Source organism: Telluria sp. ZB2R32 (genome assembly GCF_059685715.1).
The window spans coordinates 416032-431289 of sequence record NZ_JCASIG010000005.1 but is presented as its reverse complement, the minus strand read 5'-3'; the positions used below and the strand labels follow the sequence as shown (position 1 = coordinate 431289).

Genomic DNA, 15258 nt, shown 5'->3' with positions numbered 1-15258 from the left:
TCCCTAGACCGCGGACACGCCGCCGTCGATGGCCAGGATCTGGCCGGTGATGTGCTTGCTGGCGTCGGAGGCGAACAGCACCACCGCGCCCTTCAGGTCTTCGTCGTCGCCGAGGCGTCCCAACGGCGCACCCTGCGCCAGGCGATCGACGCCGATCGATGCCAGCACGCCCTTGGTCATTTTAGACGGGAAAAAGCCTGGCGCAATCGAGTTGACGGTGATGCCGTGGCGGCCCCACTCGCCAGCCAGCGCGCGCGTGAAGTTGACCAGCGCGCCTTTCGAGGTGTTGTAGGCGATCGTGCTCATCGTGCCCGGCGCATTGCCGAACAGGCCGGCGATCGAGGAGATGTTGACGATCTTGCCGTAGCCGCGCGGAATCATCGACAGCTTGCCGACCGCCTGCGACACCAGGAAGATGCTGCGCACGTTCAGGTTCATGACCTTGTCCCAGGCTTCGAGCGGATGCTCTTCGGCCGGGGCGCCCCAGCTGGCGCCGGCGTTGTTGACCAGGATGTCGATCTGGCCGAGGCGGCGCAGCGCTTCCTCGACGAAGGGCTGCACGCTGGCCTCGTCCTGCAGGTCGACCGCGATGGCGGACGCGTCGATGCCGCGCGCGGCAAGGTGGGCCACGGCCGTGTCGAGCTCGTCCTGCTTGCGCGACGAAATCACGACGCGCGCGCCCTGCTCGCCCAGCGCCTCGGCCATCTGCAGGCCGAGCCCGCGCGAGCCGCCGGTCACCAGTGCGGTCTTGCCTTCCAGCGAAAATAACTCCTTGGTAGTGCGCATGCTGTCTCCTTGTTTTTATAGGTAGATAGTTAAACTGCGTAATCCATGCACTGGCGCCCTTCGCGGATGGCGCCGATGAAGGGCACCAGCGCCTTGTGGGTCGGATGCACGGCGTAGGCGTCCAGCGCCGCCTTGCTCTCGAACTCCGAGTACAGGACGACGTCACAGGTCGCTTCCAGGCCCGGCTGGGCCAGGGTGACTTCGAAGGTCAGGATGCCCGGCACGATGTCCGCGCACTCGTCGAGGCGGCGCTTCATCTCGATCGCATTGGCAAGGCGGTCGCGGCCTTCGGCCTCGTCCTTCAATTTCCACATGACGATGTGTTTGATCATAGTTTTCTCGAATCTCAGCAACAAGTTTGAATGGTCGTATGTATCACAGCGAGTATCACAGTACTTCGAACAGTCCGGCCGCGCCCTGCCCGCCGCCGATACACATGGTGACCACGACAAATTTTACGCCGCGGCGCTTGCCTTCGATCAGCGCGTGGCCGACCAGGCGTGCGCCGGATACGCCGTACGGGTGGCCGACGGCGATCGCGCCGCCGTTCACGTTGAGGCGCTCCATCGGGATGCCGAGCTTGTCGGCGCAGTACAGCACCTGCACCGCGAAAGCTTCGTTCAGTTCCCACAGGCCGATGTCGGCCACGCTCAGGCCGGCCTTGCGCAACAGTTTCGGTACCGCGAACACGGGGCCGATGCCCATCTCATCCGGCTCACAGCCGGCCACCGCAAAGCCGCGGAACACGCCCAGCGGCTGCAAGCCCTTGGCCTCGGCCATGGTGCGCCCCATCAGGATCGACACCGAGGCGCCGTCCGAAAACTGGCTGGCATTGCCGGCCGTGATCACGCCGCCGGGCAGCGCGGTGCGGATCTTGGCCACGCCCTCGATGGTCGTGTCGGCGCGGATGCCCTCGTCGGCGGCGATCGTGACTTCACGCGTGAGGAGACGCCCCGAGGCCTTGTCGGCCACGCCCATGATCGTCGTCATCGGCACGATCTCGTCATCGAACAGGCCGGCAGCCTGGGCGGCGGCGGCGCGCTGCTGGCTTTGCACGCCGTAGGCATCCTGGCGTTCCCGGGCGATGCCGTAGCGCTTGGCGACCGTCTCGGCGGTCTGCAGCATCGGCCAGTAGATTTCCGGCTTGTGGGCGCGCAGCCAGGGGTCGGTGAGCATGTGCGTATTCATTTCCTGCTGCACGCAGGAGATCGATTCGACGCCGCCGGCGGCGATGATGTCGCTCTCGCCGGCAATGATGCGCTGGGCCGCCAGCGCGATCGTCTGCAGGCCCGACGAGCAGAAGCGGTTGACCGTCATGCCGGGCACGGTGGTTGGGCAGCCGGCGCGCAGCGCGATCTGGCGCGCGATGTTGGCGCCGGTGGCGCCTTCGGGATTGGCGCAGCCCATGACCACGTCCTCGACTTCGCCGGGATCGATGCCGGCGCGTCCAATCGCCGCCGCCAGCACGTGGCCGCCGAGCGTGGCGCCGTGGGTCATGTTGAAGGCGCCCTTCCACGACTTGGCCAGCCCGGTACGGGCGGTCGATACGATCACTGCGTCTTGCATGCTGGTCTCCCCTGGTTGTTGGTTTATGGCTGTCGAGAATAACACGATTAAGTACGACCGTTCGCAAATTCTCTGACCGGCCTCAACGCTTTGTTCCGGATCTTTCCAGCCCTGCCCACTGTCCAAATACCGAGAGCCGAGTCCGATCGGTGTCCCGCAATCGGGCTCGTCAATAAGCTGTAAGTTTGGGGTAAGTTTGGAGCAAGCATGACGTAAGTTTGGCGGTACACACTGCGTCGCAGCTGACAGAGTTTCGGCTATCCGACGCATACAGACTAATACGGAGACAACAAATGGCTATCACACCCGGCATGACCGCGGGCGGCAAGGCAGTGCCTTCCTCCCAGGGGATGACCAAGGAAGAACGCAAGGTGATCTTTGCGTCCTCGCTTGGCACCGTTTTCGAATGGTACGATTTCTACCTCTACGGTTCGCTCGCCGCCATCATCGGCAAGCAGTTCTTCCTTGGTGATCCCACCACCTCCTTCATCTTCGCCCTGCTCACCTTCGCCGCCGGCTTCATCGTGCGTCCGTTCGGCGCGCTCGTGTTCGGCCGCCTGGGCGACATGATCGGCCGCAAATACACCTTCCTGGTCACCATCCTGCTGATGGGCGGCTCGACCTTCATCGTCGGCCTGCTGCCGGGCTACGCCTCGATCGGCATCGCGGCGCCGATCATCCTGGTCACCCTGCGCATCCTGCAAGGCCTGGCGCTGGGCGGCGAATACGGCGGCGCGGCGACCTACGTCGCCGAACACGCGCCCGAAGGCAAGCGCGGCTTCTTCACCGCCTGGATCCAGACCACCGCGACCATGGGCCTGTTCCTGTCGCTGCTGGTCATCCTGGCCACCCGCACCGCCGTCGGCGAAGCCGAATTCACCGCCTGGGGCTGGCGCATTCCGTTCCTGCTGTCGGTGGTCCTGCTGGGCGTGTCGGTCTGGATCCGGCTGTCGATGGCGGAATCGCCGGCCTTCGCCAAGATGAAGGCCGAAGGCAAGACCTCGAAGGCGCCGCTGTCGGAAGCCTTCCTCAACTGGCGCAACGCCAAGATCGTCATCCTGGCCCTGGTCGGCCTGACGATGGGCCAGGCCGTGGTCTGGTACACCGGCCAGTTCTACGCCCTGTTCTTCCTGGAAAAAATCCTGAAGATCGACGGCTCGACCGCGAACATCCTGATCGCCATCGCCCTGCTGCTCGGTACGCCTTTCTTCCTCGTGTTCGGCACGCTGTCGGACAAGATCGGCCGCAAGTGGATCATCCTCGGCGGCTGCCTCATCGCCGCAGCGACCTACTTCCCGATCTTCAAGGCCATCACCCACTACGGCAACCCCGCCCTGGAGCAGGCCATCGCCACCGCGCCGGTCACCGTCGTCGCCGACCCGGCCACCTGTAACTTCCAGGTCGACCCGACCGGCACCAAGAAATTCCCGGCCTCGTGCGACATCGCCAAGCGCATGCTGACGAACGCGTCGGTGAACTACGACACCGTCGCCGCACCGGCCGGCAGCGTTGCCCAGATCAAGGTGGGCGACAAGGTCATCCAGTCGTTCAACGCCACCATGACCCCGGACGGCCTGAACTTCGACGCCGACAGCAAGGCGCGCGAAACGGCGCTGACCAAGGAAGTCGTCGCTACCCTGAAGACGGCCGGCTACCCCGACAAGGCCGACCCGGCCCGCATCAACAAGCCGATGCTGGTGCTGATGCTGTTCATCCTGGTGCTGTACGTGACCATGGTCTACGGCCCGATCGCGGCGATGCTTGTCGAGATGTTCCCGACCCGTATCCGCTACAGCTCGATGTCGCTGCCTTACCACATCGGTAACGGCTGGTTCGGCGGCCTGCTGCCGACCATCTCGTTCGCCCTGGTGGCGGCCAACGGCAACATTTATTATGGCCTCTGGTACCCGATCATCATCGCCCTCGTCTGCGTCGTGATCGGTGCGCTCTTCGTGCGCGAAACCAAGGACAACAACATCTACGCCGCCGACTAAGCGCGGTAGAAGCTGGAAACGACAATGCCGCTGGAAACAGCGGCATTTTTTTCACTTGTGCGGCCTCCTGTCCGGTCGCCCTAGCCGGGCTCACTCACCAGGTAGGTACAGCGCCGCGCCCCCTCCAGCTGGTGCTCGATCCGCACGACGACGGCCGCCGGTCCGAGCACGCGCCGAAACACATCGAGCTCGGAGCGGCAGAACTGCTGGCAGGCCTGGGCCGCCGTGCAGATCGGACAATGGTTCTCGTGCAGCAGCACGCTGCCGTCGATGCGGGGCTCGGTCGCGGCCATGTAGCCTTCCAGGGAGCGCGCTTCGGCCAGCGCGGCCACCCGCTCGTCGAGCGTCAGTTTGCCTGCGAGGCGCGCGCGGTAGGCGCGCTCGCCGGCCTCCTCGCGCAGTGCAATCAGCTGCTCCAGCCCGGCCTCGCCGAACAGCGTACGCACCCCCTGGATGAGGTCGAGCGTCAGCTCGGCATGGCGGTCAGGAAAACGCGCATTTCCGCTATCAGTCAGCATCCAGCGCCGCACCGGGCGCCCGACCTTGCCGGCGCTGTCCTGGAAGCGCACCAGGCCGTCGTCGACCGCCGCTTCGAGCTGGCGCCGCACGCCCATCGAGGTCAGGCCGAGCAGGTTTGACAACGCTTGGGCGGTCTGCGGTCCGCGCGTTTTCAGCAGCAGCAACACCTGTTCCATCGAATTCATTTCGCCTCCATCTCCGTCAGCGCTCCGCGCGCACTCCAGCCGCGCATCGCCAGCGCTGCCCATAGCGCCAGCGCCCCGCCCGCGACCAGCACAAGGCGCGTGTCCACGATTGCCATGACGCCGCCGGCCAGCGCCATGACAATATTCGCCAGGCAAAAAGTGGTCGACAACAGCCCCATAACGGCGCCCTGGCCGAAGCCCGCGAACCGGTCGGCGGCCCAACCCTGCACGGTCGCGTTGTAGTAGGCGTGCGGCAGGCCGAACAGGACGATGGCCGCCAGGCCCACGCCCAGGTTGCCGAAGCCGACCGCGAGGATGGCGAGCGCGGCGCATCCGGCCTGGCCGGCGGCGCGGCGGCGCGGGTCGGCGCGGCTGGCACGGCCCGCGAACAGCGCGGCAAACGTCATCAGCGCGCACAGGCCCATGTTGACGAAGGCGATCTGGCGCACGTCGTAGCGGCCGACGTCGACCAGCCACAAGGGGAAGAATTCGTAAAAGGCGGCCACGCCGCAGGCATAGCCGAAGTGCACGCAGAACAGCATGCGCAGTGGCGCGTGGCGCAGCAGCGTAAACGCGTGGCGCTTGCGCGCGACCGACCACCAGCGCTCGCCGCCCCCAGGGGCCGCCACCTCGCGCTCGAGCGAGAATGCCGCCAGGGCGGCGCCCAGCACCAGCGCGCCGGCGGCGATCGCGAATGGCAGCGTGATCGCGACGCCGACCGTCAGGCCGGCCAGCAGCGGCCCGACCAGCCAGCCGAGGTGGAAGGCGCCGTTCAGCCAGGACAGCGCATGGTTGCGCAATCCCCCTGTCAACTGCTGCGCCAGCATCGCGCGCATGATCGCCCCGTTGCCCTCGAGCAGGCCGGTGCCGAAGCGGGCCAGCAGGAACAGCGGATACGATTCGGCCACCAGCGCCGCCGCCGTCAACCCGTGGCCGAGGGCGCTGCCGAGCGCCGTGGCGAGCAGCATGCGGCGCCGCCCGAAGCGGTCGGAGACGGCGCCCAGCACCGCGCTGCCGATCAGCAGGCCCACCGGATTGACCATCAACGCCACGCCCAGCAACAGTTTGGCCGGTAGCCCGAGGAAACCGGTCAGGCCGTTGCCGCTGTCGTTGCCGAAAAGCGGCGCCAGGATCGGATACGGCAGCGAGGCGCCGGTGGTGGACAGCAGCCCGAGCAGGCAGGCGCTGGCAATCAGCAAGGTGTTGCGGGTCGACTGTGCATGCGGGCTCATGCACCTATTGTCGGCTTGCTAAACCAATAAGTAAACGAGATTGTTTATTTATTCGGTCCTGCACCCGCCTCGACCGGCAGCGTGATCGTAAACGTGCTGCCCAGGTCCGGACCGCGGCTGTCGGCGGCGATCCGACCGCCATGGGCTTCGACCAGCTGGCGCGCGATCCACAAACCGACGCCCAGCCCGCCGCCTGGCACCGGCGCGCCCTTGTCGTCGACGCGCGTAAACAATTCGAACAGGCGCGCCAGCGTGCGCGGCGACATGCCAATGCCGTTGTCGGTCACCCGCACCTGCGCCTGGGCGGCGCGCAGTTCGACTTCGACCAGGATTCTTGCCGGCGCGCGCGAGTACTTGATCGCGTTCGCCAGCACGCCGTTAAAGGCCTGCGCCAGCCGGGTCGGGTCGGCCGACAGCAGGATTGGTTCGCGCGGCATCGCCACCGACAGCTGGTGCGTTCTGGCCGAGACCAGGGCGCGCGCGGCGTCGACCGCCGCCAGCACCGCATCCTGCAGCACCAGGCGATGGCGCTTCAGCTGCGCCTGTCCGTAGCAGATATACGAAGTATCGAGCACGTCCTCGATCAGCCGGTTCATGTGGCCGAACTGCCGTTCCATCAGCGCGACGACCGCTTCGGGCATCACGGCGCTGCCGGGGCGTCCCAGCAGCGCCAGGCTGTTGCGCACCACGCTCAGCGGACTGCGCAGCTGCTGCGCCAGCGCGGCCAGGAACTGGTCCTTGCAGCGGTCCGCCTCCTGCAGGGCGTCCATCAGCCACAGGCGGTCCATGTGCACCCAGGCGCGGTCGGCGATCTCGCCGGCCAGCGCCAGGTCGTCGGCGCGCCAGCTCCGTCCGGCGCGCCCGACGATGGCGGTGATGCCCGCCGGCCGCCCGGCCGCCATGTGCGGCACGAGCACGTACGAGGCTGCCGGCGCCATGTGCGGGGCGCCGGACTGCACCGTTTCGCCGCGCGCCAGCCGGGCGGCAGTCCCGGCGCCGAATTCGGCCAGCGCGATACCGTGGGACTCCCCTGCGTCGAGTTCCACCGCGTCCAGCTCGCCATGGACGCGGACGACGGCGCAGCGCACGGCGCCACACACCTCCTCGATCAGGCCGCAGGCGGCGGCGGCGATGTCGTCCGGCCCGGCGGCGGCGCGAATGTCGCCGGCAAGACGGTCGAGCAGGCGCAGGCGCGTTTCGGCGTGCTTGCGTTCGGTGATGTCGTAGGAGACGACCAGCGCCGCATGCACGTGGCCATGCTCGTCAACGAGCGGCACGCCGTGCGACGCGTACCAGTGGCCGCCCACCCGGTGTTCGCGCACGATGCTGGCGCCGCCCAGGATCGTGCGGTAATCCTCGGTGTGCTGCATCAGCAGCTCGGGCGGCAGGGCCTCGCACAGCGTGCGGCCTTCGAAGTCGGCGGGAACGAAGCCCGAGATCTGCAGCCCGGAACCTGCGGCCAGCACATAGCGCAGCGTCTGGTCGACAACAAAGACGGCGCCACGCGGCAATTGCTCAGCGATCGCGCGGTACAGCGCCAGACCGCCATCGCCACCCTCCAGGTCGGCCGGCGCCACGGTGCCGCGCGCGGCGAGGGCCAACCCGCTCAGGCTTTCCTGTAATGAACTTCGGACGGGCTGGGTCATGAAAGGCATCAGGCGAAAGGTTCCTGGTACAAGGTATGCCGGGACCAGTCGATATTAGCACGGCAATTCGTTAGATTATGTGGAAATCATGCCAAAAACACACGGGCGCGGCGACGTGGCCTGAGCCAGGCAAAAAAAAACCTCCGGTCCACGAACGCGAACCGGAGGCTGCCGTCAAGGTCCGGCGCTTAGCCGTTGAAGCCCTTGCCCTCGCCCGCCAGCCGCTCGAGCAGCGGCGCCGGGGTCCAGGCGTCGCCGTGCGGGCCGCGCGCAAAGCTTCGCATGGTGGCGAGCACGTTGCTGAGGCCGACCGTGTCCGCATACAGCATCGGACCGCCGCGGTGCAGCGGGAAGCCATAACCGGTCAGGTAGACCATGTCGATGTCCGACGCGCGCAGGGCGATGCCCTCTTCCAGGATGCGCGCGCCTTCGTTCACCAGCGCGAACACCAGGCGCTGGACGATTTCCTCGTCCGACACCTTGCGCCGCGCGCCGCCGCTCGCTTCCAGGTGCGCCATGATCATCTCGTTCACCACCGGCGACGAGTACGCCGTACGGTCGCCCGCCTTGTAGTCGTACCAGCCGGCGCCGGTCTTCTGGCCGAAGCGGCCCTGTTCGCACAGCAGGTCTGGCACCTTCGAGTATTCGATGTCCGGTGTCTCGACGTAGCGGCGCTTGCGGATGTACCAGCCGATGTCGTTGCCGGCCAGGTCGCTCATGCGGAACGGTCCCATGGCGAAACCGAAGCGCTCGACCGCCTTGTCGACCTGCTCGGGCAGCACGCCCTCTTCCAGCAGGAAGAAGGCCTGGCGCAGGTACTGTTCCAGCATGCGGTTGCCGATGAAGCCATCGCACACGCCCGAGACCACGCCGGTCTTTTTAATTTTTTTCGACAGCGCCAGTGCAGTCGCCAGCACGTCCTTGGCGGTCTCCCTGCCGCGCACGATTTCCAGCAGTTTCATCACGTTGGCCGGGCTGAAGAAATGCAGGCCGATCACGTCTTGCGGGCGACTGGTAAATGCCGCGATCTTGTCGAGGTCCAGCGTCGACGTGTTCGAGGCCAGGATCGCGCCCGGCTTCATGGTTGCGTCCAGCTGGCGGAACACGGTTTCCTTGACCGCCAGGTCTTCGAACACGGCTTCGATCACGATGTCGGCCTGCGCAATCTCGTCGTACGACAGCGTGCCCGTGATCAGGCCGATGCGCTGGCCCGCCTTTTCCGGCGTCAGCTTGCCCTTCTTGACCGTGTTCTCGTAATTCTTGCGGATCGTCGCCAGGCCCTTGTCGAGCGCTTCCTGTTTCGTTTCCAGGATCGTCACCGGGATGCCGGCGTTGGCGAAGTTCATGGCGATGCCGCCGCCCATGGTGCCGGCGCCGATCACGGCCGCTCGTTCAATCTTCCGGGTCGGGGTGTCGGCCGGGACGTCCGGCACCTTGCTGGCGGCGCGTTCGGCGAAGAAGGCGTGGCGCAGGGCTTTCGATTCGTCGGTCTGGGCCAGCGCGAAGAAGCGCTCGCGTTCGTACTTCAAGCCATCCTCGAACTTCATCGTGACGCTGGCGGCGACGCATTCGACGCATTCGAGCGGCGCCGGGAACGGGCCGGCCATGGCTTTCACGGTATTGCGCGAAAACTGCAGGAACGCCTCATGGTTCGGATAATCGACTTTCAAATTGCGCACGCTCGGCAGCGGACGCGCATCGGCGATGCCGGCCGCGAACTCGACGGCGGACGCGACCAGGTCGGCGCCTTCGTCGAACACCCGGTCGAACAGGCGCGCATTTGGTCCAGATGCGGCCAGCTGTTCGGACAGCACCGGATTACCCGAGACGATCATGTTCAAACCCTGTTCGAGTCCGACCACGCGCGGCAGGCGCTGGGTGCCGCCGGCGCCCGGCACCAGGCCGATCTTGACTTCCGGCAGGCCGATCTGGGCGCCGCGGGTGGCGACGCGGTAATGGCAGCCGAGCGACAGCTCGAGGCCGCCGCCCATGCAGACGCCATGGATGGCGGCCACGACCGGCTTGTTGAGGCCTTCGGCGGTGGCGATCAGGGTGTGCAGATTCGGCTCGGCCAGCGCTTTCGGCGAATTGAATTCGCGGATGTCGGCGCCCCCCGAGAACACCTTGCCGGCGCCGGTGATGACGACCGCCTTGACTGCCTCATCGCCTTCGGCCCGGCGCAGCGCCTCGACCGCGGCGGTGCGGGTGACCATGCCGAGGCCATTGACCGGCGGATTGTTCAGGGTGATGACGGCAACGCTGCCATGCACGACGTAGTCTGCACTCATGTCTCTTCCTTTGTAGTTGGTTATAGCGGCGAGTTGAACCAGCACGTTCCACTATAGCGTTAAAAAGTACGGTCGTGTTATTTCGTGAGAAGCGGGTTGAGGATTTTTCGCGCACGATGCCTCGACAAGACAGCCGATCATCCAGAGGGACCATGGCCCGACTGCCCTCCGTGGGATAAAATCGCTCGCCACCCTCTCCACTACCCAGGAAGTCTTGACCCGAAACCACTTGACATGAACCTCACATCCGCCTCGGTCACCCTGCTTGTTTTGTTCAGCGCCTCTACGGGCGTCCTTGCCCAACATAGCGGCCATCAACCCGGCCACCATCAGGCCCGGATGGCCTACGCCGGATTGCAACATCGCGACATCAAAGCGCTGTCGCCCCAGCAAATCGAAGACTTGCGTGCCGGCCGTGGAATGTCGCAAGCGCTTGCCGCGGAACTGAACGGCTATCCCGGACCCATGCATACCATGGAACTCGGCGAGCAGCTCAAACTGACTGCGGAACAACAGACCAGGGTTCAGGCGCTGTTCGGCGCCATGCAAAAGGAAGCCAAAGCGCTTGGCGAAGACCTGATTGCAGCCGAGCGCGAACTCGATGCGCTGTTCAAATCCCGACGCATTACCCCGTCCACCCTGGACAGCCAGACCCAGAAAATCGCACAGGTTCAAGGGCGCCTGCGTGCGGTCCACCTCCACAAGCACCTGGAAATGACCCGGATCCTCACAGCGGACCAGGTAACTTCGTATAACCGGATGCGGGGCTACTGAGCCGGCCGGAACGCGCTCGATGCCCTGGCCGCTGTGTCAGAATGCGCCCCTCGTCGATGTGGAGAAACAGATGGAAAAGCTGATCGCGCAATTGCTGCGTTTGTACGTCCCCCAGGGCCAGGTCGCGCCCGACATGCTGGCCCGCCAGGCGCGCGGCGAGGACACCTTCCCGGTCGCGCTGGCCTCCGGCGACGGCACGACGCGTGCCCTCGTCATCCCCTTCGACAAGGCGCGCCATGAGGAAGACGGCCAGCACTGGACGCGCCTGTGCGAGGTCGCGCGCGCCCTGCAGGTCGATTACGGTTTTCCGGCGCCCGGCGTCAGCATTTCCGCCGCCTCGGGATTCCGCCTGTGGTTGTCGTTCGAAGCGCCGGTACCGGTCGCGCTGGCGCAGCAGTTCCTGGAAAGCTTGCGCGACGCCGCCTTCCCCGACCTTGCCGTCGCCCCGGATGCGGCGACCCATGCGGTCGAGCTGCCGCCCTGCCGCAACCCGGAGACCGGCCGCTGGGCCGCCTTTATCCATCCCGGCATGGGCGCCTCGTTCGTCGACGAGCCCGGCCTGGAGATGGCGCCGCCGGCGCTGGCGCAGGCGGCCTTCCTGGAGCAATTGGAAACCATCGGCTTGCAGCAGTTGCGGGAGGCGCTGGCCGCATTGCAGCCGGTCCAGGCGCAGATACCTGCGCCGGCGGCGCCGGCGAGACCCGCGCTACAGAGTTCCGGCGAACTGCTGCTGCGCGACGCCACGCTGGAAGACATCGTGCGCCACCTGCACGCGATGAACATCGAGCCGACCTTCCGGCACCTGATCGGGACCGGCGGCGCACGCTGAACGCGTGGGCGGCGCATGGGCAGCGTGGTTGCCTCGGCCGAGGTGGAGCCGACCACCCTAGGGCCGGGCGCATGGACCAGGTGGCCCGATGCGCCACCGCTAATGCTCACGCCGTCGGCAGCTTGTGCTCCCGATACTGGTCGCGCAGCCGGTTCTTCTGGATCTTGCCGGTCGCGCCCATCGGCAGCGCCTCGGTGAACACGACGTCGTCCGGCAGCCACCATTTGGCGATCTTGCCTTCGAAGAAGCCGAGCAACTCCTCACGCGACACGTCCTGGCCGGGGCGCTTGACCACCACCAGCATCGGGCGCTCGTCCCATTTCGGGTGCGCCACGCCGATGCAGGCGGCCTGCAGCACGGCCGGGTGCGCCATGGCGATGTTTTCCAGGTCGATGCTGCCGATCCATTCACCGCCGGACTTGATCACGTCCTTGCTGCGGTCGGTGATCTGCATGTAGCCGTCGCCGTCGATGGTGGCGACGTCGCCGGTCGGGAACCAGCCATCCTTCAACACGTCGCCGCCCTCGCCGCGGAAATAGCCCGAGACGATCCACGGCCCCTTCACGTACAGGTGGCCATAGGTGATGCCATCCCAGGGCAGTTCGGCGCCGTCGTCGTCGACGATCTTCATGTCGACGCCATAGATGGCATGGCCCTGCTTTTGCAGGATCTTGCGCTGCTCGTCCTTCGGCATGGCCAGGTGCTTCACCTGCAGGCCGCCGGTGGTGCCGAGCGGCGACATTTCCGTCATGCCCCAGCCGTGGATGACGTGCACGTTGAGCTTGTCGATCAGCGTGTCCATCATCGCCGGCGGGCAGGCCGAGCCGCCGATCACGGTGCGGCGGAAGGTGGAGAACTGCAGGTTGTTCTGGATCGCGTGGTTGATCAAACCGAGCCAGACGGTCGGCACGCCGGCCGAGAAGGTCACGCCCTCGGCTTCGAACAGGTCGTACAGCGACTTGCCGTCCAGCGCCGCGCCCGGGAATACCATTTTCGCGCCCGACAGCGGCACCGAATACGGCAAGCCCCAGGCATTCACGTGGAACATCGGCACCACCGGCAGCACTGAGTCGAGCGAGGACACGTTCAACGCCCCCGGCATCGAGGACGCATAGGCGTGCAGGATCGTCGAGCGGTGCGAGTACAGCGCGCCCTTCGGATTGCCGGTCGTGCCCGAGGTGTAGCACAGGGTGGCGGCCGAGTTTTCGTCGAACAGCGGCCAGGCGTAGTCGTCGCTGCTCGACGCCATCAGGTCTTCGTAGCACAGCAGGTTGGCGATCTTCGTCGCTTGCGGCATGTGCGCGCGGTCGCTCATCAGGACGAAGCCCTTCACGGTCTTGCAGTGGGCGGCGACGGCTTCGACCAGCGGCAGGAAGGTCAGGTCGAAGAACAGGTACTGGTCTTCGGCGTGGTTGACGATGTAGGCGATCTGTTCCGGATGCAGGCGCGGGTTTACCGTGTGCATGACCGCGCCCGAACCCGAGACCGCGTAGTACAGCTCGAGGTGGCGGTAGCCGTTCCAGGCCAGGGTCGCGACGCGGTCGCCCATCTGCACGCCCAGTCCCTGCAGCACGTGCGCCATGCGCCGCGCGCGTTGCTCGCAGTCGCGGTAGGTGTAGCGGTGCATGTCGCCTTCGACGCGGCGCGACACGATTTCGTTGTTGCCGTAATGGCGCGCGGCGAATTCGATGATGCTCGAGATGAGCAGCGGCTGGTTCATCATCTGGCCCATGAGCGGGCTCTTCGGATAGGACATGTGCATGGTCTCCTGTGGACGGAATACTAACTCCGGTCGAGTGTGATTCGCCCGCGCGCAGCCCGTCAAGACGTTTCGATGTTGCGGCGCAGCACGACCGTGCTATTCGTTACTACTTGTAAGCACCATTGCATAACGGGCGCGCGCGAATAGAATCCGCCGGGTACGGTAGAATCGCGCTGTTTCCCCTCTATCTCACTGGAGCTGCCATCAAGTCCGACGACCTGCACCTCAAGAACGGCTTCGCTGCCCTGCCGCCCGCGTTCTATACGCGACTGATGCCGACGCCCCTGCCCGCGCCCTATTTCGTCGCGGCCAGTAGCCGCGCGGCCAGCCTGGTCGGCCTCGACGCCGAGTCGCTGGCCCAGGACGATTTCGTGGCCGCTCTGACCGGCAATGCGCTGCTGCCCGGTTCCGAACCGCTGTCGGCGGTGTATTCGGGCCACCAGTTCGGCGTCTGGGCCGGCCAGCTCGGCGACGGCCGCGCCATCCTGCTCGGCGACGTCGACGGCCCGCAGGGCCGCATGGAACTGCAGCTGAAAGGCGCCGGCAAGACGCCGTATTCGCGCATGGGCGACGGCCGCGCCGTGCTGCGCTCCTCGATCCGCGAATTCCTCTGTTCCGAAGCCATGGCCGCGCTCGGCATTCCGACCACGCGCGCCCTCGTCGTCACCGGTTCCAACCAGCGCGTGATGCGCGAAAGCGTCGAGACCGCCGCCGTGGTCACGCGCATGGCGCCCTCTTTTGTCCGCTTCGGTTCCTTCGAACACTGGCATTACCGCGACAAGCCGGACGAGCTGAAAACGCTGGCCGACTACGTGATCGACAGCTTCTATCCCGAACTGCGCGACGCGGCCAATCCGTATGCCGCCCTGCTGGCCGAAGTCACGCGACGCACGGCGCGCATGATCGCAGGTTGGCAGTCGGTCGGCTTCATGCACGGCGTGATGAACACCGACAACATGTCGATCCTGGGCTTGACCATCGACTACGGCCCCTTCGGCTTCATGGAAGCCTTCGACGTCAACCACATCTGCAACCATACCGACCAGGGCGGGCGCTATTCGTATGCGAACCAGGTCGCGGTCGGCCACTGGAATTGCTATGCGCTCGGCAACGCGCTGCTGCCGCTGATCGGCACCGTCGAGGAAGCGGAAGCGGCGCTGGCGGTCTACATGCCGGTATTCGAAGCCAAACTCGACGAGTTGCTGCATGCGAAGCTGGGCCTGGCGACCTACGAAGAAGGCGACCGCGCCCTGTTCGACGGCCTGTTCAGTATCATGCAGGCCAGCCACGTCGACTTCACCCTGCTGTTCCGCCGCCTGGGCGACCTGCAGGTTGGCGTGCAGGCGAGCGACGAGCCGCTGCGCGACCTGTTCATCGACCGTCCCGCTTTCGACGCCTGGGCCGTGCGCTACCGCGAGCGTCTGGGGCGCGAATCCCGGACCGATGCCGAACGCCGCCGCGCCATGAACCTTGTCAACCCCAAGTACGTTCTGCGAAACTATCTGGCCCAGCAGGCAATCGAACATGCGCAGAACGGCGATTATTCGGTCGTGCGCGAGCTGCTGGCCGTGCTCGAGCAGCCTTTCGACGAGCAGCCCGGCAAGGAACACTATGCCGCGCTGCCGCCGGACTGGGCGGCCCATCTCGAAGTAAGCTGCTCGTCCTGAGCCAGACCCT

The 15258-nt window shown here is 66.0% G+C and carries 12 protein-coding genes; 4 read left to right on the top strand and 8 right to left on the bottom strand.

Annotated elements, in window-relative coordinates:
- Window positions 1-3 precede the first annotated feature (3 nt).
- Genes AC56LG_RS17015 through AC56LG_RS17005 form a run of 3 tightly spaced genes read right to left on the bottom strand, consistent with a single transcriptional unit; the run spans window position 4 to window position 2352 of the window.
- Window positions 4-786 carry an SDR family oxidoreductase gene (locus AC56LG_RS17015; protein WP_497167246.1) on the bottom strand — a complete coding sequence of 261 codons (783 nt, stop codon included), beginning with the start codon at window positions 784-786 and terminating at the stop codon, window positions 4-6.
- A 29-nt stretch (window positions 787-815) separates the two neighbouring features.
- Complete coding sequence (locus tag AC56LG_RS17010) at window positions 816-1118, bottom strand: Dabb family protein (RefSeq protein ID WP_497167245.1); 303 nt, start codon at window positions 1116-1118, stop codon at window positions 816-818.
- 55 nt (window positions 1119-1173) lie between these two features.
- The gene (locus AC56LG_RS17005) at window positions 1174-2352 is read right to left on the bottom strand and encodes an acetyl-CoA C-acyltransferase (protein WP_497167244.1); all 1179 of its coding nucleotides are present in this window, start codon (window positions 2350-2352) and stop codon (window positions 1174-1176) included.
- Window positions 2353-2645: 293 nt separating this feature from the next.
- On the opposite strand from AC56LG_RS17005, the gene AC56LG_RS17000 reads away from it, so the two are divergent.
- Window positions 2646-4346, top strand: a complete 1701-nt coding sequence (locus AC56LG_RS17000; protein ID WP_497167243.1) for an MFS transporter — start codon at window positions 2646-2648, stop codon at window positions 4344-4346.
- An 80-nt stretch (window positions 4347-4426) separates the two neighbouring features.
- Here the strand turns inward: AC56LG_RS17000 and AC56LG_RS16995 are convergent, their stop codons facing one another.
- From AC56LG_RS16995 to AC56LG_RS16980, 4 genes are all read right to left on the bottom strand, one after another.
- Window positions 4427-5050 (bottom strand): helix-turn-helix transcriptional regulator, encoded by a 624-nt coding sequence (locus AC56LG_RS16995; RefSeq protein ID WP_497167242.1) that lies wholly within the window; start codon window positions 5048-5050, stop codon window positions 4427-4429.
- Window positions 5047-6282, bottom strand: a complete 1236-nt coding sequence (locus tag AC56LG_RS16990) for an MFS transporter (protein WP_497167241.1) — start codon at window positions 6280-6282, stop codon at window positions 5047-5049. The genes AC56LG_RS16995 and AC56LG_RS16990 overlap by 4 nt, the downstream gene beginning before the upstream one ends.
- Window positions 6283-6326: 44 nt before the next feature.
- Window positions 6327-7928 (bottom strand): sensor histidine kinase, encoded by a 1602-nt coding sequence (locus tag AC56LG_RS16985; RefSeq protein ID WP_497167240.1) that lies wholly within the window; start codon window positions 7926-7928, stop codon window positions 6327-6329.
- A 188-nt stretch (window positions 7929-8116) separates the two neighbouring features.
- Complete coding sequence (locus AC56LG_RS16980; RefSeq protein ID WP_497167239.1) at window positions 8117-10216, bottom strand: 3-hydroxyacyl-CoA dehydrogenase NAD-binding domain-containing protein; 2100 nt, start codon at window positions 10214-10216, stop codon at window positions 8117-8119.
- 234 nt (window positions 10217-10450) lie between these two features.
- Between AC56LG_RS16980 and AC56LG_RS16975 the strand changes: the two genes are divergently transcribed.
- Both AC56LG_RS16975 and AC56LG_RS16970 read left to right on the top strand, forming a co-directional pair.
- Window positions 10451-10990, top strand: a complete 540-nt coding sequence (locus AC56LG_RS16975) for a Spy/CpxP family protein refolding chaperone (protein ID WP_497167238.1) — start codon at window positions 10451-10453, stop codon at window positions 10988-10990.
- A gap of 70 nt (window positions 10991-11060) precedes the next feature.
- Window positions 11061-11819, top strand: coding sequence for a hypothetical protein (locus AC56LG_RS16970; RefSeq protein WP_497167237.1), 759 nt, complete (start codon window positions 11061-11063; stop codon window positions 11817-11819).
- A gap of 106 nt (window positions 11820-11925) precedes the next feature.
- Here the strand turns inward: AC56LG_RS16970 and AC56LG_RS16965 are convergent, their stop codons facing one another.
- Window positions 11926-13575, bottom strand: a complete 1650-nt coding sequence (locus tag AC56LG_RS16965) for a 3-(methylthio)propionyl-CoA ligase (protein WP_497167236.1) — start codon at window positions 13573-13575, stop codon at window positions 11926-11928.
- A gap of 179 nt (window positions 13576-13754) precedes the next feature.
- On the opposite strand from AC56LG_RS16965, the gene AC56LG_RS16960 reads away from it, so the two are divergent.
- Window positions 13755-15248, top strand: coding sequence for a protein adenylyltransferase SelO (locus AC56LG_RS16960; protein WP_497167380.1), 1494 nt, complete (start codon window positions 13755-13757; stop codon window positions 15246-15248).
- Window positions 15249-15258: the final 10 nt, after the last annotated feature.